The following is a 21826-nucleotide window of genomic DNA, read 5'->3' as shown; positions in this document are numbered from 1 at the left end:
AAGTTGTTTAAGTCTAAAAATAGAGCAAATCATCATTAATAAGCCATGCTTTTTATACATGCTTCAGCAAAGGTGTGACCGGTCGTGGATTGATGCAAAAGTTTTCGGCATAAACGCGCCAAAATCACTTAAACACATTTTCTCTCCCACCGCACAGACCCGACAGCAAAAAGCTTGTTATTATTGCGTACCGCAAAATACAAGTCTTTTGCCTTGTCCGCTCAAAATCTATTTGACATGATTTTTCTTTCCATCGCACGAGGCTTTTTATTCCGCTTCCTTTTGCCAAACCATGACCTTGTAAAAGAAGGTGGCTTACGCATGTAAAAAAGCACCAATGTATGTATCGGAAAGAGAAGAAGTTGTATGGTTAGTGAGTAGAAATAGCTTACGAGATATTAATGCCTGTTTCTTAAGCGAAGCTATTAGCAAGTTTATGTTTTGGTGCGACCAAAACCATTGAAACATCCCGTTGGTCTATAAGTGTAATAATAGAATTATATCTTCTTTCGCAATTCATTCATATCTCTGCTAACTTTTTCGTTAATTACTTTCGAATAAATCTGTGTTGTACGAATGTTTTTATGTCCCAACATAAAGCTGATGGATTCAATTGGAACACCATTAGCCAAAGTAACAGTAGTAGCAAAGGTATGCCTGGCGGTGTGAAAAGTGAGGTTTTTATTAATAGATGCCAGGTCTGCTAGCTCTTTAAGGTAAGCGTTAAGCTTTTGGTTGCTGAGGTTTGGTAGAATATGCTCTTCGGTTTTCTTAGCCGGGTAGAACTTGTACTTATCTATTATTTCAATTGCCTTGGGCAGTAATGGAACATTTGATGGTACTTTGGTTTTCTGACGTTGAGTGATTATCCAAAGATTACCGTCAATCCCTTTTCGGATATTGTCCATCGTCAAGTTGGCCACATCAATATAAGCTAGGCCAGAATAGCAGGAGAAGATAAAAATATCACGAACTGTGTCTAAACGGGATATATTTATTTTAAGGTCTTCGAGCTGATGCAACTCATCCTTGCTAAGAAACTCCCGCTTGACTTCAACTAGCGAAGCTTTGTACTTGGCGAAAGGATCCTTTTCCAGCCATTCATTGCGGATGGCGATATTAATTACCTTCTTAAAATTCTTGATGTATTTATAGGTTGTATTGTTATTGCATTTGCGAACAGTCCTAAAGTAGTGCTCTAAATCTGTGATAAAAGAAAACTTGAGATGATTAAGTGCGATATCATCCAGCTTGTATTGATGTTTGATAAAGTTCTTAATATGGTCAAGGGTCGTCACATAGCGTTGAATGGTCGCAGGGGAATAAGAAATGCCGGATAGTTCAGATAATTGCCTGTTGTGATATTCAAAAACCTCCAATAGCGTTCTTTTGTCTTCTTCGATGCCAAGAAAGCGATTTTTTAAAGTTTTAGCAGAAATGTGTTCCCCTTTCTTCACCATGTCCGTGTGGTGGTCAAAAATGCCATTCTTCAATACATCCAGGAATTGATTTATCTGTGTTCCACCTTTCCTTTTAGGATAGGCCTTATTTAATTTCCCATTCCAGCTTAAAGCATTGATGTATCGGCCTGTTGTAATCTCAGTCCGCCCCTGGTCAATGGAAATGCGCATGTAAATTGGAGCTTCACCATGTTTATTAGTCCTATTCTTTCGTATCAGGAAACTAACTTTTAGAACAGAAAATGTATTCATAACAGACGTTTTAGAACGGTTTAATACACTTTGGCAAATGCAAGAAGATTTGAAATATCCAAAAGTGTTCACTCAATTTACAAAAACACTGTAATTACGTCAAGAGCATTAGGGCTAGAAAATAATTTCAATGCATTTTGATTCAATTTGTTACGGAATATTCAGTGAACATGAATGAGAAAGGATTCGTTCACCAGAGAGCTCTCTTAACTTTTATATAAATATGGGAATATATGATTTCAGAACAAATGAAAAAGGCTGTAAATCATTTGATTTACAGCCTTTTGATGTAATTTGACTTTTGCAATGCGGAGAGAGAGGGATTCGAACCCCCGGTACCTCGCGGTACAACGGTTTTCAAGACCGCCGCATTCGACCACTCTGCCATCTCTCCAGTAAATAATGATATGCATTTCCTTCAATGCGGGTGCAAATATAGACATTTAATCATTCACACCAACACTTTCTCGAAAAAAATATTGCAATTAGCCACGAATAAATACTGATGAAGATAATATGTCTTCTAATGAATCATTTTTATCTCACTTTTTATGCCGAACATTTGGTAAACATGGGAAATACTCTATATTTGTAGAGGAAAGTTTAAGAATTAAATTAGTTAACCCTAAAATTAAGGAGTATTATGAACAAGGCTCAATTAATTGATGCGATTGCTGGTGAAGCAGAATTAACAAAAGCAGATGCTAAAAAAGCGTTGGACGCATTTATTAAAGTAACTGGCGATGCATTAAAAGACGGTGGTCGTGTTGCTTTAGTAGGATTTGGTTCTTTTGGTGTTTCTGAAAGAAGCGCTCGTACCGGTAGAAACCCGCAAACCGGTAAAGAAATTGAAATACCTGCTAAAAAAGTTGTTAAATTTAAAGCCGGTAGCGAACTCAGCGACGCTATCAACTAAAAAAAAACAACTGTAAGATATTAAGGAGAGTGCTCGTGCACTCTCTTTTTTTTGCATGGATCGGACTGAGATAAGCAGAAGCATGATTGAAACATTAATTACCTTTTTAGAACAGTTTTCGACCCCGGATCGGATACAGCAATTACAAACTGTTGCACAGCAACGAACACGCTACATAACGGTGGTACTTGAGGATATATACCAGACACAAAATGCCAGTGCCGTACTGCGCTCGTGCGACTGTTTTGGTGTACAAGACGCGCACATTATCGAAAATAGAAACACCTTCAACATCAACCCGCAGGTAGTGATGGGTGCCAACAAATGGCTGCACATGCACCGATACGGTGCGACAAGCAACAACACAAAGCAAACCCTACAACATTTAAAGGCACAGGGCTATCGTATTGTGGCCACCACACCCCACCGCAACGATGTAAGTCTCCACGAATTTGACCTCAGCAAGGGCAAGGCCGCCTTTGTGTTTGGCAACGAACGCCAAGGCATCTCCGACCCTGTGATGCAGGAGGCTGATGAATTTATGAAAATACCCATGCAGGGCTTTTCCGAGAGTCTAAACATCTCGGTGTGTGCGGCCATCACCCTGCAACACCTGAGTCACCAGCTAAAACAGGGCGATATAGACTGGCCATTATCCACAAGTGAGTACAACGAACTTTACCTCGAATGGCTTAAACAATCAATTAAACGTAGCGACCTACTTATCGATGAGTTCAACAAAAGAAACAATACCCACTTTAAAAGGTAAAATTTTCGGCATGATACAACTATTAGTGACGATATTTTTTTATTTTTGAGGAAAATCAGATTCTATGAATTGCATTATAATCGATGATGACAAGCTTTCAACAAAGATCATTCAGGAATTTGTTGAAAAAACAGATGACCTAAACCTGTCAGGCACCTTTGATAGTGCCGTCAGTGCCATCAATTTCCTGTCGAAACCAGATGCAGCATCAGTCGACCTAATATTTTTAGACATTGAGATGCCCGAGATGAGTGGCATTGATTTTCTAAAATCGTTGGATGAACTGCCGCAGGTTATTGTATATTCCTCACAGGAAAAATATGCAATTGATTCCTACGAATATAACGTTACCGACTATCTGCTTAAGCCGGTACAATACGGACGTTTTATCAAAGCGGTAAAGCGCGCCCTTGAAAGATCTGAAGAAAAAGAGACAGTAACACGTGAGAGTAGCGAAATATTCATCAAAAACAACAGCTCGCTGGTACGTGTTAAATACGACGATATATTGTGGATTGAGGCCTTAGAGAATTATGTAGTACTCAACACATTTAAGGATAAGTTTACTATCCACTTTACTATGAAAGCCATCTCGGAGAAAATGCCGTCAGAGCGTTTCGTACGTGTGCATCGCTCGTTTATCGTTAACATTAACAAGATAAAAGTAATTGAAGACAACTCTGTAGTCATTAACTACGAAGGCGGCTCCAAGGTAATCCCCATTGGCAAGTCCTATAAAGACCGCTTAATGGATGACATTAACTTAATCACCCGATAAAAACACCAAACCGTCTAAACGACGGTTTTTTTTGTTTCCAATAGCAACTAATCATCATCGTCATCGCCAACTTCAAAATCTGTTACATTACTTACGCCGGCATTGTAATAGTAAATAATAACGTCGGCTGTATCGCGCAAAAAGTTAATCCGCCCTACCTCAACACGATGAATATCCAGCCCGGTGCGTTCCTTCAGGTCAGCCAGCATCTCGTCATAACGAGCTGGTGTTATCAGCTCTATCTTCTCGTAAATAATCAGCTTGCTCGACTCGTGCTTTAACAGCCACAAACGCTCCAGCGCGAAAGTAACGGCAATCACCAGCAGGTTGGTTACTACCAGCTCGGCCACACTTACCTTAGAGCCACTCAGCGCATTAATTACCGACACACCAATGGTGATGAACAAATAAGTCATCTCCTTAATGGGTATCTGAGTGGTGCGATACCTGATAATACCAAAGATTGCAAACAGGCCCAGGGCAAAGCCCAACTGAAGGTTCACATTTTCGAGCAGAATACACAATAAGAAAACAATGGTACTGATTAGCAGAAAAGTGAAAAGATAATCTTTACGACGAGTATTCTGATAGTAAAGAATGCGAACCAAAACAAGGGTAACCAGCAGGTTGAAGGTGAATCGTATAATCAATTGCAGCAGATTATCCACATTCACAAGGTTAAGTTCAGATAAACTAAACGCCATATAACAGCAATATTGAATGATTAAACTTCGTTATTGCAATATCGGGAAAGCAGATTACAATACCATCGATTTTTTATACTATTATTGCGCGTCGGTTTAAAAACAGGGCAGTAAAACTACCTGACTTAAAAATAAAGCAGCCCCTGCAATGCGGGCATAAGGGCTTAAAACCGTCATTAATGTAGACACAAAACATAAACAAATGAATAAATCCAAACAATTACTTCCTGCCCTGTGGATACCCTCGGTGTATTTTGCCATGGGGCTGCCTTTTGCACTGGTCACCATGGCTTCGGTACTCATGTATGAAGATCTGGGGGTCAGCGATGCCCGGATTACCTTTTGGACCGCATTGATAACACTGCCGTGGACCTTTAAGCCTATCTGGAGTCCGCTACTGGAAATGTTTAAAACAAAGAAACACTTTGTATTGGCAACGCAATGGATAACCGGCATCTCACTGGTTTTTGTAGCTTTCTCGCTTCATCTACCGTCCTTTTTTCAGTATTCCATCGCCTTCTTTGCCCTGCTGGCCTTTAGCGGAGCCACCCACGACATTGCCACCGACGGCGTGTACATCAGTGCCCTCACTCCTCAGGAGCAAGCCAAATACATCGGATGGCAGGGAGCTGCCTATAACATCGCCAAATTCTTATCCATGTCGGGCTTTGCCTACCTGGCCGGCGAGCTCAGCAAAACCATGGGACCGGCCACTGCCTGGATGTGGGCCATGGCCAGCTGCGGTGCTCTGATGATCTTACTGGGCTTCTACCACCTAAAAATGCTACCTTCGGGTGGCAGCTCTACCCACGAGGTTACCTCACTGAAGGACGGGTTTAACACTTTACTGGAAGTCATCAGAACTTTCTTTCAGAAGAAAATGATCATCTGGCACATTGTATTTATCATACTCTACCGCTTTGCCGAAGGACTGGCACTAAAGATTGTGCCCCTGTTCCTAAAGGCCTCAACAGCCGACGGTGGACTGGGGTTTGATACCTCTACCGTGGCCTCTGTCTACGGTGCCGGCAGTATCTCCTTTGTGGCCGGATCGCTTTTGGGGGGTTATTTTATTTCAAAACGAGGGCTGAAACGCTCATTGATGTATCTGGCACTGGCCTTTAATGTGCCCTTTGTGTGCTATTTCCTCCTCTCCCTTTTCCGCCCCGATAATATTGCCTGGGTCTATGCCTCGGTATTAACCGAATGGCTGGGATACGGCTTTGGCTTTGTTGGGTTAATGCTCTTTATGATGCAGCAGGTGGCACCCGGCAAATACAAGATGGCCCATTACGCCTTTGCCTCGGGTATTATGAACCTGGGCATTATCCCATCGGGTATGATCAGTGGATGGATGAGCGACTTACTGGGCTATAAAGAATTTTTTATATGGGTGCTCATAGCCACTATTCCGGCCTTACTGGCCGCACGCTTTGTGCCTTTTGTATATTCTGATGATAACAAGCAATAAAACTATATGACAATGAAAAATCAAATACCTTGGGAAGAACGCCCTGCCGGCAACAATGATGTAATGTGGCGTTACTCGAAAAACCCCATTATTGGCCGCTACCACATACCTACGTCAAACAGTATTTTCAACAGTGCCGTAGTACCTTTTGAGGATGGTTATGCCGGTGTTTTTCGCTGCGACAACAAAGCGGTGCAGATGAATATATTTGCAGGCTTCAGTAAAGACGGTATCAACTGGGACATTGAGCATGAGCCCATCGTGATGGAAACTGGTAACACCAATATGATCGACTCGGATTATAAGTACGACCCACGTGTTACCTTTATCGAAGATCGGTACTGGATTACCTGGTGTAATGGATATCACGGCCCCACCATTGGCATAGCCTATACTTTTGATTTTAAAACCTTTCACCAGTGCGAGAACGCCTTTTTGCCTTTTAACCGCAATGGTGTGCTTTTCCCCGAGAAAATAAATGGCCGCTATGCCATGCTGAGTCGCCCCAGTGACAACGGACACACGCCCTTTGGCGATATCTACATCAGCTACAGCCCCGATATGAAGTACTGGGGCGAGCACCGCTGTGTGATGAAAGTAACACCTTTTGAGGACAGCGCCTGGCAATGCACGAAGATTGGTGCCGGCGCCGTACCCATCAAAACAAAGGACGGATGGCTAATCTTCTACCATGGGGTGATTAACACCTGCAACGGATTTCGCTATTCAATGGGGGCTGCCCTACTCGACCTGGAACAGCCCGATAAAGTGCTCTACCGCAGCCAGCCATATCTTTTGGCGCCGGCCGAGCTTTATGAGCTCACAGGAGATGTGCCCAACGTAGTATTCCCCTGCGCCGCCTTAAACGACGATGAAAAAGTGGTGGTGTACTATGGAGCTGCTGATACTGTTGTAGGGGTAGCCTTTGGCTACCTTCAGGAAATTATCGATTTCGTAAAGAACAACTCGATTTAGTAAAACACTAAAGATAAAAATAAGCCGGAAGAGCAAATCAGGTTCAGCTCCTCCGGTTTTTTATTATTATTTTCTTACAAAACGAATGGCCTGCCCTCCGCCTGCTGCCAGCTTAAGTATCAACACTGTTTCGCTGGTCACTTCGTCTTCCTCAATAACATAAGCTTGCGGGTTCGTTTTCCAATGGGCATCATCGGCATCCGTATAAACCTGAGCAAGGTAACTTGTTCCGGGTGCCAGAAAATCAAGTTTCACCGTCAGCGTTCTTGCCTCCTCATTGGTAGCGCTGCCCAGAAACCATTCCTCACCGCTCCTGCGAGCAAGGGTGATGTATTGTCCTATTTCACCATTCAACACCCGCGACTCATCGCAATCCGCTTCATAATCGGCAATAAACTGAAAAGCCGGATGTCCTTCATAGTTCTTAGGGAGGTCACTGGCCATTTGCAAGGGGCTGTATAAAATCACAAAATTAGCCAGCTGCCTTGCCAGTGTGGTGTGGGTACGCGTCATGCTAATATCGTCAGCGTTCCACTTTTCTCGCTTACCGGCATTGGCAAACAACAAATCAAAGGTGCCGGGAGTGTAATCTGTGGGGCCGGCAAGCCCTCGTGTAAAAGGTATAATAACGGTGTGCGATGGAGGATTGCCATCACTCCAGGCATTCCATTCCATGCCCCGCACTCCTTCACGCGTCATCATATTGGGCCAGGTACGTCGTATACCGGTTGGTTTAATTGGCTCATGCACATCCAACATAATCTCATATTTGGCGGCCAGTTCAACTACTTTTCGGTAATGACGAACCATAAATTGACCATGATGGTGTTCTCCGCGGGGATAAATACCACCGGCATAACCGGTTTTAACAGCATGAATACCCAAATCATGACACATCTTATAAGCGGCTTCCATATACTTTTCGTAGGATTCTATATCACCGCCCGTTTCGTGGTGCCCGATAAGTTTCACGCCTTTTTCCTGAGCATAAGCAGCTACTTTTTCAAGGTCAAAATCGCGGGCCGGTGTCACATGGTCAAAGGCATCTTTAGCACCCCAGTTCTCCCATCCATCGTTCCACCCTTCAATAACAAGCCCTTCAATTTGCTTGGCGGCAGCAAAATCAATATGTGCCAATGCATTTTCGGTTGTGGCGCCATGGCGTGGCCCGGGATACCAAGTTTCGGTACCCAGGTGCATGCCCCACCAGATACCGATGTATTTCATGGGCTTTATCCAGGAGGTATCGTCAATGCGGCTAGGCTCATTGAGGTTAACGATCAGATTACTTTGCACTAAACCAGCAGCATTATCGCTAATTTGAATGGTACGCCAGGGCGTTTTCATGGGGACCGATCCACGTACCTTATCTCCATTGGCCCATGGCACCAATTCCGCTTCATATATCCCTTTTTCTTTTTGCTTCAGGGTCATGCCCGCATAATCAGTTAATGCCGCCTCGTGGATGCTGATATGCACATTATTCTCCCCTTTCATGGTTACCGGGGTAGCTACCCATGAGGCTTCCTCCATTGAGGTTTTCTGATACAGTTTTTCGTAAGTGTTATAATCAGCCCATATCCACCAGGTATCCGGATTGCCACTCACATCAAACTGAGTGAGTTCATCCATGATCACAAAATCACTCAGACTGTTCTGCTCCGGCAGTTCATAGCGAAAGGCAACCCCATCGTTGTAAGCCCTGAAATACAAATTCATGAAACGCTTATGTTCACTTGTTTCCTGCAGGCAAACCACAAGCTCCTGATAATGGTTCTGAACCGTTTTATTTTCACCCCAGGGTTGCTCCCACGATAATTGATGTTCAGCTATTTTAGTGCTTAAAATTGTAAAATCACCCGTAAGAGCCGGTAAATCTTTAAAAGTAAAACCCAATTGAGAGGGATAAATAACAGTATCCTGCTTGAAGGTAACATAGTAGAAAGGTTTGCCATCGTTTAATTCTAATGCAATGGTCAGTTGCTGGTCGGGCGAGGTAACTTTATTACCCGCTTCATTTGAACGACAACCATACTGACCCAAAATAATGAGTAAAACGGCTAAAGTGTAAACGATTGTTTTCATTGTCTATATTTATTTATGAACGATACTTTTTGTATTAGTATAATGCACTACTCCCCTCATCCACCATTTTTGAATGGCATCAATGAACCCAGCCCTTTAAAGGTTTGGCTGCACTAAAAAATGAAGGCCATTTAGTATTGCTAAGTTATATCGAACCTAAGCCAAAAGAAACCGATTAAGGAGAAATACAGGGGAGTGTATAGAAATACAAAACAACAACTCATTACATAACAACAGCTTAATACTATGGATGTACAAGTAAAATGTAAAGAAAATACTGGCACAGCAGCATACTTAAATAGAAATAGATTGACCTAAAACAGGCACATAACTGCAATTTATTCCCAAACAATCGGCTTGAACTAATAGGCAGGTATTGTCATCACATATTCTTCAAACTCGCCGGGAGCCATATCTACCTTTGTTTTTATTCGATTGCGATAGGTGTATACCGTATTTCGGGATATGCCCAATATGGAAGCAACCCGTTCGGCACTGACGATGCCCAGGCGGTGTAGAGCGAAAACACGAATTTCAGCACTCAGGCAAGCATTTGAAGAGCTTGCATCGAGTTGTACCGAAGGATGCAAAACGGCATTTATAGCCTCAATAAACGTGGGAAATAGTTTGATGAAAAGAGCATCAAATCGTTCAAAAAGCCGCTCTCGATCATCAAGAGCATTACTATTGGCCAAATAATCAGCAATTGCATCATACTTCTTTTGCAAGAGCAAGCTTCTGATTTTAGCCTGCATCTTTTCTATTTCGTGAAAATAAATAGAGCTTAATTCGAAATAATTGGTAAGTGATTCTTCCTTAATTTTATTGGATTCGCTTAGCTGCTTATTTTGATGCGCCAACAAACTGTTCTGTTGATTAATTTTATCACGGCCACTTTTCACTTCGCGGTGTCTGCGTGCCAGTCGCATCCATAAATAGATAATCACCAATAAGCTTAATAGCACAATGATAAAAACTGATGATATGGCGATTACTTTGAGTCGCTGCAAATCTCTTAATTGCATTTCTACAATAGGTACAATATGTGTTATTTCAGCTTTACGCTGACGGGCACCATAAAACTCGGCATCCTGAATTGCACGTATCAGAAACTGATGCGCCAGGCGCACCTCTCCATTTTCAAGTAATAATTGAGCCAGTAGACGTCCGGAGGTTGTTTCGTAGGTTGAAGATCGGATGTCTGATTCAATGCTTTTCAGCAAGTATTGTACCTGCCCCTCCAGGTCACCGAGTTGACGGCAGCTCCAAGCCATGCATGAGTAGATCATTGCTTTTTCATGCTCTGACACATCCCTTCGTTGCGTAAACTCATTGCACTGGTCAAAGGCCTTTTTCGCTTGCCCTAAGTCAATAAGCCGAAGTGCTTGTACCATCTGATAGTCCACACTTTTCTTGTTGGCCAGCTGTAAAAGGGAGTCGGCATACAAGTGATTTATTGCTCTGTACTGATGATGGTAATTGGGTATATCGTTATACGCCATTAAATCACCATGAAGCCTGGTCATTAAACGATAATAATACACCTTTAATTCAGGCGTTGGCATATTGCGAGCCTGAGAAATAACCTCAATGGCTTCATGAAATAAACCAGAACATAGCAAAACATCAGTTTTGCACAACAAGGCTTCTGTTTGTTTTTCATCCGATTTTATTTGACCCGCCAATTCTTCCATTCGGATAGCTACATTAAAAGCTTCTTTGCTTTTAAACGAATACAGTTCCGCAAAAAGTTGTCTATTCAGTGAATAATGTTGTTCCTTGTTTAAGGTATGATTTTGGTTCAGCTGGGCATTTATTGAGTCAATGCGCCCCTGCTTAATCGCATCAAATATCTTGCGCTGACTATAATTTTGCGCTGTGGCTTTAATCTCCTCCAGCAAGTAAGCCGGTAAATTATTGGCATAATTACCAAGGCAAACAAATAGGAGCAATAACATTGTTATGCTGTACTTAATCATCAATGAAACTTTCAGTGTGGCTTGCTAAAGTACAAAATAAACTTTTACCGGGCCTGACTGCTTTTTGCTGAGGAAAAAGTAAACATACCTGATTGCACTGTAATCATTACCCGTGACATATTTCATACAATTAAAATTAGTTTTTGCACGCAAAGTGTTTTTAAAAGTACTTTTTACTTTTATATTTGTTCCTGTTATGGAAACAAGCATTTACGAACAATACCAGGGCAATAAGCGCTTTGTGTCAGTCGACTGCGTAATCTTCGGTTATGAAGATGAGCAGTTAAAACTCCTGCTATTTCAACGCGCCATAGAGCCCTCAAAAGGTGAGTGGTCCTTACTGGGTGGCTGGGTGAACGCTAATGAAACGAGCGAAGATGCAGCCCGACGTGTGCTAAACAAACTAACCGGCCTGGAAGATGTTTACCTCGAACAGGTGCACACCTTTTCCAACCCCAACCGCGACCCCGGAGGCAGCGTTATCACCGTTGAGTATTATGCCCTCATCAATATTGACGAAAAAGCCAATAACCTGATAAAAGATTATGGTGCCCGTTGGTTTACCATCGATGCCTTGCCCCCACTCATCTTCGACCACGATGTGCTGGTAGCTAAGGCACTTGAAAAGCTGAGACTGCGCTCGAGCTACGAAATTATTGGCCGCAAATTACTGCCCGAAAAATTTACGATTACCTGCCTACGCAACCTCTACAATCAGATTTTTCAGCGACAATTTGATCCGGGTAATTTTCGCAAAAAGATTCTATCGCTGAAGATATTGGAGAAACTGGACGAAAAAGATATGTCAGAATCCAGAAAAGGAGCCTATCTTTTTAAGTTCAAACCCAAAAAACAAACCGAATTTATTGACCCAATAGTTAAAAGATCATTAAGTTAACAAACTGCACAATACATACTTATTATGGAACAATTTGAATTTACAGAACACTCGCACCGTCGTTATAACCCCCTCACCGGTGACTGGGTGCTGGTTTCACCTCATCGCACCAAGCGTCCATGGCAGGGTAAAGTTGAAAAACCGGCCATTGAAGAGCGTCCGCAATACGACGAAAAATGTTATTTATGTCCGGGTAACGAGCGCGTTGGCGGCCATATGAACCCTGATTACAAGGATGTTTTTGTGTTTCAGAACGACTTCAGTGCCTTGGTGCCCGATATTCCGGAAGGTAATTACACCAAGGGTGAGTTATTTAGAGCCGAAAGTGAGCGCGGTTTCTGTAAAGTTATCTGTTTTTCACCTCGCCATGACTTAACCATCCCCGAGATGGAGGTGAGCAACATTAAAAAAGTAGTTGACCTGTGGTGCGAGCAGTATCAGGAGATTGGCGCCCTCGACTATATCAAGCATGTTCAGATATTTGAAAACAAGGGTGACATCATGGGCTGTAGCAACCCACACCCCCACGGCCAGATATGGGGACAGTATTCGGTACCCGTGGAGCCGGCTAAAGAAGCCATCAAGCAAAAGGAGTACTTTGACAAGCACGGCAAGACCCTACTGGAAGATTATGTGGCTGACGAGCTGGAATCGGGCGAACGTATTCTGGTTGAGAATGAGCATTTCGTAGCCCTTATCCCCTTTTGGGCAACCTGGCCTTTCGAAGCCATGATTGTGAGTAAGCGAGCAGTAGCCAATATTACGCAACTGAGCGATGATGAGCGCCTGGCGCTGGCCGATGCCTATAAGAAACTAACGGTAATGTACGATAATCTGTTTGAGGTTTCTTTCCCCTACTCGGCCGGTATGCACCAGGCACCTACCGATGGTGAAGAGCACCCCGAATGGCATCTTCACATGCACTTTTACCCACCTTTGTTGCGTTCGGCAACTGTGAAGAAGTTTATGGTGGGCTATGAAATGATGGCCAATGCACAGCGCGACATTACGCCCGAACAGGCGGCTCAGCGTCTGCGCGACCTACCAGCAGTGCACTATAAAGCAAAATAATATAGTCAATGCCCATTTTTATTCGACATTGGCTTGATATAATAACACTTAATTCAGTTGAAATATGCAAATTACAAGTTTAATTGAAAAGATAAACGGTGGCAACAATCCGTTTTTCAAAGAGATTTATGGTAACGACGAAGTCATTTTAAAAGAACAGGCAGATCGTTACATCAAATACATGAATGAGTTCAAAAGCATTTATGGCACCGATGATGTAATGCTATTGAGCTCACCGGGTCGTACCGAGGTTGGTGGTAACCACACCGATCACCAGTTAGGTCGTGTATTAGCCGGTGCTGTTAACCTTGATAATATCGCGGTAGCCGCCCCTAACAGCAGTGATAAAGTGCGCATCACATCGGTTGGTTTCGAGCCCTTCGAAGTGGACTTAAACACCCTTGAGGTAACTGAGTTTAAGCTGACACCCGGAAATATTGTGCGTACCATTGCCAAGGAAATTAAAGCTTTAGGTTTTGAAATTGCAGGTTTCGACGCTGTCATACACGGTTGCGTGCCCGAAGGTTCAGGCTTGAGCTCATCGGCATCGTTCGAGGTACTGATTGGTGCTATTTTCAGCAACCTGTTTAACGAGGGTAAGCTTGATCCGGTTGACAATGCCAAGATTGGTCAGAAGGCAGAGCATGCCTGCAAGAAGTTCTGTGGACTGATGGATCAGACAGCCTGTGCCGTGGGTGGTTTCATCACTATTGACTTTGCCGACAAAGCCAACCCCGTTGTGAAAGCACTGGATTTTGATTTTGCCAAAACAGGCTATTCACTGGTGATTACCAATACAGGTGGTAGCCACGGTGGTCTTGACGAGGAATACAATGCTTTGCCCGGCGAGATGAAGGCCGTTGCCAAAGAGCTGGGACAGGAAGTGTTGCGTCCACTGTCGATGGAAGATGTAGTGAAAGGCATTCCAAATATCCGCGAGAAAGTAGGCGACCGTGCCTTGTTGCGCTCTATCCACTTCCAGGCCGATAACGAACGTGTGGTTTATCAGGTAGAAGCCCTGGAAGGTGGACAGTTTGATAAATTTCTGGAGCTGGTAGTAGAGTCGGGCTTTAGCTCGTACATGTACAACCAGAACATCTTTGTGGGTGGCGAAACCAAGCATCAGAATGTGGCACTGGCACTGGCCCTATCAGAATTAGTGCTGAAAGGCAAAGGTGCATGGCGCGTGCATGGTGGCGGATTTGCCGGTACCATCCAGGCTTTTGTGCCTAACGACTTGCTGGATGACTACATCACTACCCTTGAGTCGGTATTTGGTAAAGGCAACTGCCATAAGCTGTTTATCCGCTCTAAAGGAGCCGTAGAAGTAGCCTTATAAAACAAAATTAGGTAAAGCGGATATCAATCCGCTTTATTTTCACCTTTAAGACCAATAATTATGAAAGCATCTGATGTATTTACTTTAAAAAATAATAACCAGGTTGAAGTCACTTTTATTGCACGTGGCGGCCAGATAACGGGTATTAAAGTGCCCAATGCACAGGGCGAAATTGCCGATGTGGTGATTGGCTATAACAGTGTAGATGAGGCGCTGGCCGGCGATGCCTATTTTGGTGCTCTCTGCGGACGCTATGCCAACCGTATTGTGAAAGGTCAGTTTGAGCTTAATGGTGAAACCATACAGCTCGACACCAACAACGGCCCCAATCATCTGCATGGCGGTCACGAGGGTTTCAACCAACGTGTGTGGGACGTAGAAGAAGTAGAGTTGCCACAATTTGCTCAGGCCTACAAGCTGATGCTGGTAAGCCCCGATGGTGATCAGAACTACCCAGGTGAGCTGACTACAGTGGTTATCTATGGCCTTACCGATGATAATGAATTGGTGATAGAGTACGATGCAGTTTCCACCAAGGACACGATCATTAACCTTACTTCGCATGCCTATTTTAACATGGCAGGCGCCGGCACGGGCACCATTGCCGATCATGAACTAACCATCAACGCCAACAAATTTACGCCCATTGACGGTGCCATTGGTACAGTAAGTGGTGAAATTGCCGAAGTAAAAGGTACGGCAATGGATTTCACTACCTGTAAAAAGATTGGTGAAGCCCTTGAGGCTGACTGCCCGCAGGTGAAGCTGGTGGATGGTATCGACCATAATTTTGTGATCAACGGATATGATGGTAGCCTGAAGTTGGCAGCGCGACTGGAGAACAAGGATGCCGGACGTTGTCTGGAGGTATACACCGATCAGCCGGGTGTGCAGATTTATACAGGCAGCCACTTTGACGGCACTGAAACCGGTAAACTGGGTAAACCCATTGAAAAATGGGCCGGACTGGCGCTGGAGACACAGATATTCCCCGACTCGCCCAACCACGAGCATTTTCCAAATGCGGTGCTAAAAGCAGAAGAAAATTACAAGCACACCTGCGTGTATAAGTTTGTTTTCTAAGACGATAGTAGGGTACTAAGCCCTAAAATAATATAAAAGGGTATGAAAAACCAATTGGCTTTTCATACCCTTTTTATTTGCACCTTATTATTTGAATGCGACTAGACTTGATGCTTAAGCCATGGCGCTAATCATTCGGTATGTTATAAAAAACTCCAATTAAAGGGTTCACACAAGATGTTGAAAGGACGGTGATACCTGTTTAATTGGAGTTATCGTAGTAATCTGTATTAATAGAGCCTTCAATAGCCTATATGGAACAGTTCTGTAAATGCTAATTTAACATGAAACTTTCAAAACTGAATACCAATAATACTTACTCTTCCTTTAAGTTAAAGAAAGCAATCATATCTTTGAGTGCTTCGGCCTGTGCCGACAACTCTTCGGCACTGGAAGCCAGCTCCTCAGCCGATGCCGAGTTTTGCTGTGTTACATTACTCAGCTCCATAATGGCGGCGTTTACTTGCGCCGTAGCACTATTTTGCTCATTACTGGCTGCAGCAATCTCATCCACCAACTGAGAGGTCTTACCAATTTCTGGAATAATAGTCGACAACATCCCACCAGCTGTTTCCGCTAAGTCGAGGCTATTTTGTGTGCGTGCCACAATTTCATCGGCTGCCTGACGGCTATTCTCGGCAAGTTTACGCACCTCGGCAGCCACAACGGCAAAGCCCCTGCCATGCTCACCGGCACGGGCAGCTTCCACGGCGGCGTTCAGCGCCAGTATATTGGTTTGAAAAGCAATATCATTAATAATAGATATTTTTTCGGCAATTATACGCGTTGCCTCCACACTTTGCGAAGCCTTATCCCCAACTTCCTTCATGCCTTTTAATACCTTACCGGAAATTTTACTGGTGGTTGAGGCGTTATTGGCATTCTGCTCAATATTAGCAGCAATCTCCTCGGTTGTAGATGATATTTCTTCCACTGAGGCCGCCTGCTCATTAGCACCCCCGGCAATCTGCTGCGATGAAGAGCTAAACTGATGACTGGCAGCTCCAATATTATCGGCACTCTCCTTAATACCATTGACAACTCCCTTTACTTTTTCTACCATGGCCTGCATAGCATGCTCAAGGATGCCCAACTCATCGTTCCGCTTCGATTCGATAAATCTTATTCCCAGATCGCCGGCAGCAATACGGCTCATCTGGCCGGCAATTTTTTCAACGGGTCGTGTAATACTTCGGGCAATAAAGTACACAACTGTAATCATGGCAATAACTCCGGCCAAAGCAATCCACAGCGTTACAAAGGTCATTTTTTTAACATCGGCCAGTATCTCACTTCCGGGGATTTCAATCATCACCGACCAGGACTTATTGGAATTACCCAACTCAATGGGAGTAAAAACACGCGCCACCTGCGTATTCAAATGTTCTGAATGCGCCTGTTCTATCAAAAAACGGCCTTGTCGAATGGCTTCGGACAACTCGGGGGAATAATCGGCAAGCAGAGTGTCGATGGATGCCCCCACATAATCAGTATTGGGGTGTGCTGCCACCACTTCACTATTAGTAATAATGGATGCATAACCCGTTTCATACACTTTTACCTGATTGCTTAATTTCATTAATGTTTTAAAATCAATATCAATACCTGCAACCCCCAGGAAAACACCTTCTTCGATAATGGGTGTAACAATAGAAACTACTACCTCCATGTCTTCGGCTAGTCCAGTAAAACTATACTGAGAAGGATCATCGATATACTGACGCTTAGTTTGCTTGGGCATGGCATAATACTCTGCCTCGTATTCCGCGATATCATCGCCGCTCCAATAATTAACTATCTCTTCACTGCCATAGTTCTGAAATGCCAATTTATCATTTTCTCTATAACAGGAAGCGGTAAAAAACCCATTTTTCTGATCATATTTCTCTGCGTAAGCAGCATCCAGTCCATCAAAGGCATTAGGCTCCCAAATAGTCCATACGCCAAAGAAATGATCGTTACCAGCCATACAATTTTTTAACATGCTCAACACCAGTTCGCGATCAGTATAGCCCGTTTGTTTCAAGCTTAACATCGACTCCGCAAGGGTCTTACTCGTGCTCAAAGCCTGTTCAAAATAACCCTCAATAAGTGCTGCTTCCTTGCGTCCTGCACTTTCTGAATAAAGGGCTGAATCGAGCTTCGCCTTATCCAGAGTGTTATAAACAATAACAGCAATAACAACACCAAAAATCAACATAAACACCGATATGATGTACATATTGAGCTTAGCATTCAACTTCAAATTCTTGAAAATATTCATAACTATAAAAATAATTTTTTAAAAAACTTTCAATCAAAAGGATAACCCGGCCACTAAAAACACACTATCACTACTTGGGTTTACGGCAAAAGTGGCGCTGATGGGCACAGTAAAAACATCGCTCATTTTTAAACTACGACAGCCTGTAATGCCCACGTTTACAAAGCCAAACTTATCGGCATAAGCACCTTCAGCGGGGCTGAAACCGGCAAATACCATCAACTCATTGTCGCCCATCGAAAAGCTATACTGCGGCTCGATGTAAGCAGAGTAATATTGCTTACCCTCGTCATTCTTGTCGTCACCATACAAAAACAAGCCGGCTTCCAGCGAAAATGGAGTTCCAAAAATGTCCCAAGCCTCAAGTATCGCCTCTAATGTATGCGCAGTGCCATGACTATCCCAATCGAAGTATTGATGTGATACGTCCAGCGAGTCGGTAAAACTGAAGTAATCATATACCGCTAGACTTACATTACCAAATTCATAAGCTAGGTACAGATCAATCTCCTGATAGGGTTCCTTCGAGAAGGAATAAGAGCCCCATGCACCGGCCGTAAACCCGCCAATACTATACTCAATGCAAGGCTGAATAGCCGGAGATGTGCTTAAGGCCATCCCCCGCCAATAGTAACGCGACATCAGGTCTGCACCCACATGCCACGACCCTTTTGAGGGAGCATCCTGGCCCATTACACTGCCAATATTTAACAATAGCAGTACCGCACCCACCATGAGGCAGGCATTCATTTTTTTAATAATCATAAGTGCTTATAATTTACATTCCCTAAAATCAAAGCCTGGAAATTCTCAGACCGAAGAACTTCCTTTCGTCACATTCATACAACGCGGGAAAGCATATTTTTGGGCAACAACGGTGCGTAATACTTCCTCAAGCGACTCTACAATAGATTGCTTATCCACAAACCCTCTGAAGCCTGCCGCCACCAATTCTTCAAGAAATACTTGCTCTCTGTTAAGCGTGATCGCCACCAACTTAATATCAGGATACATAAAATTAACCTGCCGGCCGGCTTCAATGCCATTGAGCAATGGCATGTTTACATCCATCAGAATTATATCACACAGATGCAACATTTCATGATCGATAACATCGGTTCCATCGTGCACCACATCCAATACCTTGAAGTGCGGAAAGGCCTCCATAAAAAGCTTCAGCCCCTGCGTAAACTCAACGCTATCATCAACAATAATCACATTATATTCTCTCTGTGCTGTCATCCCCATAACATTGCTTAAAAGCCTCATAATCTGAAAAGGAACTGAATACAACTGCATACCCAAGGTATCAGCTCCCTCATAAGCTTCCCCATTTTGTATGCTAGTAAACGCAGATCGAATTATTTGGTTTCGGTAAAGGCCCTTGAAAAACCGGGGGGTAATCACTATATTTTAAAGGGTTTTCCCTGTGAAAAAAACTTAAATATCAACTACGTTATTTTTAATGGCCCATACGATGAGTCCGGCATTATTTTTTGTATCAGTCTTGCGCATCAACTTTGTTTTCTGACTCTCAATGGTTTTTACACTTAAAAACATTTTCTCTGCCAGCTCTTTATTAGTGTAACCCTGACAGATATTATTGAGCAAGTGTACCTCATTCGCATTTAAGTTGATCGGATTATTGGTTTGCCGCTGATCAAAGTCATGCTGATGCTTAAGATTGCTGGCCAACGATTTTAAAAACTCGTCGGAAAAATATGTATTGCCCACACTTACTTCACGAATGGCGGCAGCCAGATGATTAACACTCCGATCCTTAGCCACATAACCGCGGGCACCCTTAATAAAGGCTTCACGAAAAAAGTTGGCAGTACGGTGCATCGTTAGCATAATAATACGATGCGATGGATCAGATTGCTGCGCCTTATCCAGGGCTTCGAGCCCTGACATACCCGGCATATCAATATCAAGGAGAGACACGTCGTACTGATGACTTTGTAAACTAGCCAGCCACTCCTCCCCCGAACTGAATTCGGCCACTACTTTTATATCCTCCCACTGATCAATCAGCACCTTCAGTCCCTCCCGCACCATTTGGTGATCCTCTACAATTGCTATCTGTATCATATGTCAATTCTCATTTGCATCAAACACCATGTCTACCTTCACTCCTTCTCCAGGACGCGTTTTCATAATAAACTCTCCCCCTATGGACTCTACGCGATTAATCATATTAGAAAGGCCAAAACCTTTATTTCTCTCCTCATCAAAATTAAAGCCCTTGCCATCGTCCCAATAAGTCACATATAACTGCTGTTTATCAGCCTTTAATTCAATATTTATATGCGCTGGTGAACCATACTTTATGGCATTATTAATCAATTCGGTAAGCGAACGATAGCAGGCCAGCTCAACAATGGATTTTGCTTTACACAGGCGTTTTTCCTGCACACTAATTACCACGTCGACCACCGCCATAATATTATCGGCAAATGCCTCTAAAGCAGCTGTTAAACCATATTTTTGAAGTATTTGGGGGCTTACATTATTAATTGTATTGCGTAGCTCTTTTATGGAGTTATCGAGCAACTCGCTTAATTTAGTACCAAAACTAAGCCGAGCCGTATGATCGCCCGCCTGCGTTAAAGTATGTGCGTATATTTTTGCTGTTGACAACAATGGACCCACCCCATCATGCAAATCGCGGGCAATGCGCTTTTTCTCCTGCTCCTCGGCCTGCATCGCCGTTTCTACGATAAGACGGCGCTGCCTTCGGCGGTCAGTTATATCGATAAAAGCACATACAGCCACATTATCCACAAAAGTATAATGCACCTCGGCGCTTCGTAAACCTCCATATCTGGTTTTAAAATCGAAATACTCAATGGGCGTATGGCGGCGTTCGCGAAAACCCTTTTCCATGCCCCTATGCGTATAAGAAAGCACTCTACTCCGTATTAGATCATTGGGATAAACTAGCTCCATCCAATGCTCTAAAGTCGGCACCTCATTACTTTTAAATCCGAAATAACGATAAAAGACATCGTTAGTATAAGTTATTTGTTCATCGTGTGTTATGACGGCAACAGGAATGGGCAGGTTATGCAATGTATACTTAAACTGCCGCTGGGTTTCTATTTTCTCCTTCCCCTTCTGCTGATAGGCCTTAAAGGTAAGATGCAGGGCATAAACCATAATAAACACGATTAAAACCATCATATTAAAATCAGCTATCCAAAGCGCTGCACTTGAACTAATTAATTCAAACACAGAACGATGCACTATTACCCCACTCATATACAAATACATATACAAGAAGTAGTAAGCCACCAGTAGGACAGTTATTAAAATGGCTGTACGGCGTTTAAAGTAAAAAATAAGAAGACCAAAGGTCATGATCATAAAATACTGCGCCCCACCAACAAAGCCCAAATGATAGGTAGTGAAAACATTACCATAGCCAAGGATAAAAAGAAGGATATACTTTTTGAGGTTCAACTGAATGCTTACTCCCGATAAACTAAACACAAGTAAAAAAAACAGGATAAACAGATTAATGCCCCACATAATATCCTTATCCTCCCAGCCATCATACAATCCATAGGCATACAAGGGTCCCAAAAGAAGCGTTATCATACGCAAACTAAAGTCAATCACCCTATTCTTAACACTCTGAAACGACTCTACTATCTCTCGAAATGTCTCATCTTTTTGCATGTCAACCCTTTAAAAACAGGCTGCAAATCTAGTACATTGAAGCCAATTTTTGCAAGTTAATATGTACTTATATATGTTTGTATATCCAAAAACAGCCGGCCA

General features: G+C 43.2%; 18 protein-coding genes and 1 tRNA gene. 9 read left to right on the top strand and 10 right to left on the bottom strand.

Annotated elements, in window-relative coordinates:
• Positions 1-497: 497 nt before the first annotated feature.
• Both ACRD7A_RS16755 and ACRD7A_RS16750 read right to left on the bottom strand, forming a co-directional pair.
• The gene (locus tag ACRD7A_RS16755) at positions 498-1712 is read right to left on the bottom strand and encodes a site-specific integrase (RefSeq protein ID WP_430812398.1); all 1215 of its coding nucleotides are present in this window, start codon (positions 1710-1712) and stop codon (positions 498-500) included.
• 309 nt (positions 1713-2021) lie between these two features.
• Positions 2022-2106 (bottom strand) — tRNA-Ser (locus ACRD7A_RS16750).
• A 249-nt stretch (positions 2107-2355) separates the two neighbouring features.
• Between ACRD7A_RS16750 and ACRD7A_RS16745 the strand changes: the two genes are divergently transcribed.
• The 3 genes from ACRD7A_RS16745 to ACRD7A_RS16735 all read left to right on the top strand — a co-directional run bounded on the left by ACRD7A_RS16745 (position 2356) and on the right by ACRD7A_RS16735 (position 4175).
• Positions 2356-2628: an HU family DNA-binding protein gene (locus tag ACRD7A_RS16745; protein ID WP_212226352.1), complete on the top strand. Its 273-nt coding sequence runs from the start codon at positions 2356-2358 to the stop codon at positions 2626-2628.
• 82 nt (positions 2629-2710) lie between these two features.
• Entirely contained in the window at positions 2711-3397 is a 687-nt protein-coding gene (locus ACRD7A_RS16740) for a TrmH family RNA methyltransferase (RefSeq protein ID WP_430812399.1), read from the top strand.
• Positions 3398-3461: 64 nt separating this feature from the next.
• The gene (locus ACRD7A_RS16735) at positions 3462-4175 is read left to right on the top strand and encodes a LytR/AlgR family response regulator transcription factor (RefSeq protein ID WP_430812400.1); all 714 of its coding nucleotides are present in this window, start codon (positions 3462-3464) and stop codon (positions 4173-4175) included.
• A 47-nt stretch (positions 4176-4222) separates the two neighbouring features.
• Here ACRD7A_RS16735 and ACRD7A_RS16730 read toward each other — a convergent pair whose 3' ends face one another.
• A complete protein-coding gene (locus ACRD7A_RS16730) occupies positions 4223-4879 on the bottom strand; it encodes a DUF4956 domain-containing protein (RefSeq protein ID WP_430812401.1) in 657 nt (218 codons plus the stop codon).
• Positions 4880-5081: 202 nt separating this feature from the next.
• On the opposite strand from ACRD7A_RS16730, the gene ACRD7A_RS16725 reads away from it, so the two are divergent.
• Positions 5082-6350 (top strand): MFS transporter, encoded by a 1269-nt coding sequence (locus tag ACRD7A_RS16725; RefSeq protein ID WP_430812402.1) that lies wholly within the window; start codon positions 5082-5084, stop codon positions 6348-6350.
• Positions 6351-6362: 12 nt separating this feature from the next.
• The gene (locus ACRD7A_RS16720) at positions 6363-7325 is read left to right on the top strand and encodes a glycoside hydrolase family 130 protein (RefSeq protein ID WP_430812403.1); all 963 of its coding nucleotides are present in this window, start codon (positions 6363-6365) and stop codon (positions 7323-7325) included.
• A 66-nt stretch (positions 7326-7391) separates the two neighbouring features.
• On the opposite strand, the gene ACRD7A_RS16715 is transcribed toward ACRD7A_RS16720, so the two are convergent.
• Positions 7392-9410 (bottom strand): glycoside hydrolase family 97 protein, encoded by a 2019-nt coding sequence (locus tag ACRD7A_RS16715; RefSeq protein ID WP_430812404.1) that lies wholly within the window; start codon positions 9408-9410, stop codon positions 7392-7394.
• 362 nt (positions 9411-9772) lie between these two features.
• Positions 9773-11389, bottom strand: a complete 1617-nt coding sequence (locus ACRD7A_RS16710) for a DUF6377 domain-containing protein (protein WP_430812405.1) — start codon at positions 11387-11389, stop codon at positions 9773-9775.
• Positions 11390-11585: 196 nt separating this feature from the next.
• Here ACRD7A_RS16710 and ACRD7A_RS16705 point away from each other — a divergent pair, with 196 nt between their 5' ends.
• The 4 genes from ACRD7A_RS16705 to ACRD7A_RS16690 all read left to right on the top strand — a co-directional run bounded on the left by ACRD7A_RS16705 (position 11586) and on the right by ACRD7A_RS16690 (position 15780).
• Complete coding sequence (locus ACRD7A_RS16705; RefSeq protein WP_430812406.1) at positions 11586-12287, top strand: NUDIX hydrolase; 702 nt, start codon at positions 11586-11588, stop codon at positions 12285-12287.
• A gap of 24 nt (positions 12288-12311) precedes the next feature.
• Positions 12312-13358 carry a UDP-glucose--hexose-1-phosphate uridylyltransferase gene (locus ACRD7A_RS16700; protein WP_430812407.1) on the top strand — a complete coding sequence of 349 codons (1047 nt, stop codon included), beginning with the start codon at positions 12312-12314 and terminating at the stop codon, positions 13356-13358.
• A 64-nt stretch (positions 13359-13422) separates the two neighbouring features.
• A complete protein-coding gene (locus tag ACRD7A_RS16695) occupies positions 13423-14697 on the top strand; it encodes a galactokinase (RefSeq protein ID WP_430812408.1) in 1275 nt (424 codons plus the stop codon).
• A 60-nt stretch (positions 14698-14757) separates the two neighbouring features.
• Positions 14758-15780, top strand: coding sequence for an aldose epimerase family protein (locus tag ACRD7A_RS16690; RefSeq protein WP_430812409.1), 1023 nt, complete (start codon positions 14758-14760; stop codon positions 15778-15780).
• A 316-nt stretch (positions 15781-16096) separates the two neighbouring features.
• Here the strand turns inward: ACRD7A_RS16690 and ACRD7A_RS16685 are convergent, their stop codons facing one another.
• The 5 genes from ACRD7A_RS16685 to ACRD7A_RS16665 form a co-directional block, all read right to left on the bottom strand.
• Positions 16097-18043, bottom strand: coding sequence for a methyl-accepting chemotaxis protein (locus ACRD7A_RS16685; protein ID WP_430812410.1), 1947 nt, complete (start codon positions 18041-18043; stop codon positions 16097-16099).
• Positions 18044-18076: 33 nt separating this feature from the next.
• A complete protein-coding gene (locus ACRD7A_RS16680) occupies positions 18077-18808 on the bottom strand; it encodes a hypothetical protein (RefSeq protein WP_430812411.1) in 732 nt (243 codons plus the stop codon).
• A gap of 45 nt (positions 18809-18853) precedes the next feature.
• Positions 18854-19285: a response regulator gene (locus tag ACRD7A_RS16675; protein ID WP_430812412.1), complete on the bottom strand. Its 432-nt coding sequence runs from the start codon at positions 19283-19285 to the stop codon at positions 18854-18856.
• Between the two features lie 198 nt (positions 19286-19483).
• Positions 19484-20134 carry a response regulator transcription factor gene (locus ACRD7A_RS16670; RefSeq protein ID WP_430812413.1) on the bottom strand — a complete coding sequence of 217 codons (651 nt, stop codon included), beginning with the start codon at positions 20132-20134 and terminating at the stop codon, positions 19484-19486.
• A 3-nt stretch (positions 20135-20137) separates the two neighbouring features.
• Positions 20138-21724: a sensor histidine kinase gene (locus ACRD7A_RS16665; RefSeq protein WP_430812414.1), complete on the bottom strand. Its 1587-nt coding sequence runs from the start codon at positions 21722-21724 to the stop codon at positions 20138-20140.
• Positions 21725-21826 lie beyond the last annotated feature (102 nt).

Source organism: Carboxylicivirga longa, assembly GCF_050589825.1.
Taxonomy (GTDB): domain Bacteria; phylum Bacteroidota; class Bacteroidia; order Bacteroidales; family Marinilabiliaceae; genus Carboxylicivirga; species Carboxylicivirga longa.
This window is presented reverse-complemented; position numbering and strand designations above follow the sequence as displayed.

What these genes read in the sequence shown, in the direction of transcription:
- ACRD7A_RS16685 (WP_430812410.1), bottom strand. Translation starts at nt 18,043, where the DNA reads ATGAATATTTTCAAGAATTTGAAGTTGAATGCTAAGCTCAATATGTAC.
- ACRD7A_RS16670 (WP_430812413.1), bottom strand. Translation starts at nt 20,134, where the DNA reads ATGATACAGATAGCAATTGTAGAGGATCACCAAATGGTGCGGGAGGGA.
- ACRD7A_RS16695 (WP_430812408.1), top strand. Translation starts at nt 13,423, where the DNA reads ATGCAAATTACAAGTTTAATTGAAAAGATAAACGGTGGCAACAATCCG.
- ACRD7A_RS16675 (WP_430812412.1), bottom strand. Translation starts at nt 19,285, where the DNA reads ATGACAGCACAGAGAGAATATAATGTGATTATTGTTGATGATAGCGTT.
- ACRD7A_RS16690 (WP_430812409.1), top strand. Translation starts at nt 14,758, where the DNA reads ATGAAAGCATCTGATGTATTTACTTTAAAAAATAATAACCAGGTTGAA.
- ACRD7A_RS16730 (WP_430812401.1), bottom strand. Translation starts at nt 4,879, where the DNA reads ATGGCGTTTAGTTTATCTGAACTTAACCTTGTGAATGTGGATAATCTG.
- ACRD7A_RS16725 (WP_430812402.1), top strand. Translation starts at nt 5,082, where the DNA reads ATGAATAAATCCAAACAATTACTTCCTGCCCTGTGGATACCCTCGGTG.
- ACRD7A_RS16715 (WP_430812404.1), bottom strand. Translation starts at nt 9,410, where the DNA reads ATGAAAACAATCGTTTACACTTTAGCCGTTTTACTCATTATTTTGGGT.
- ACRD7A_RS16700 (WP_430812407.1), top strand. Translation starts at nt 12,312, where the DNA reads ATGGAACAATTTGAATTTACAGAACACTCGCACCGTCGTTATAACCCC.
- ACRD7A_RS16755 (WP_430812398.1), bottom strand. Translation starts at nt 1,712, where the DNA reads ATGAATACATTTTCTGTTCTAAAAGTTAGTTTCCTGATACGAAAGAAT.
- ACRD7A_RS16745 (WP_212226352.1), top strand. Translation starts at nt 2,356, where the DNA reads ATGAACAAGGCTCAATTAATTGATGCGATTGCTGGTGAAGCAGAATTA.
- ACRD7A_RS16705 (WP_430812406.1), top strand. Translation starts at nt 11,586, where the DNA reads ATGGAAACAAGCATTTACGAACAATACCAGGGCAATAAGCGCTTTGTG.
- ACRD7A_RS16665 (WP_430812414.1), bottom strand. Translation starts at nt 21,724, where the DNA reads ATGCAAAAAGATGAGACATTTCGAGAGATAGTAGAGTCGTTTCAGAGT.
- ACRD7A_RS16720 (WP_430812403.1), top strand. Translation starts at nt 6,363, where the DNA reads ATGAAAAATCAAATACCTTGGGAAGAACGCCCTGCCGGCAACAATGAT.
- ACRD7A_RS16735 (WP_430812400.1), top strand. Translation starts at nt 3,462, where the DNA reads ATGAATTGCATTATAATCGATGATGACAAGCTTTCAACAAAGATCATT.
- ACRD7A_RS16680 (WP_430812411.1), bottom strand. Translation starts at nt 18,808, where the DNA reads ATGATTATTAAAAAAATGAATGCCTGCCTCATGGTGGGTGCGGTACTG.
- ACRD7A_RS16740 (WP_430812399.1), top strand. Translation starts at nt 2,711, where the DNA reads ATGATTGAAACATTAATTACCTTTTTAGAACAGTTTTCGACCCCGGAT.
- ACRD7A_RS16710 (WP_430812405.1), bottom strand. Translation starts at nt 11,389, where the DNA reads ATGATTAAGTACAGCATAACAATGTTATTGCTCCTATTTGTTTGCCTT.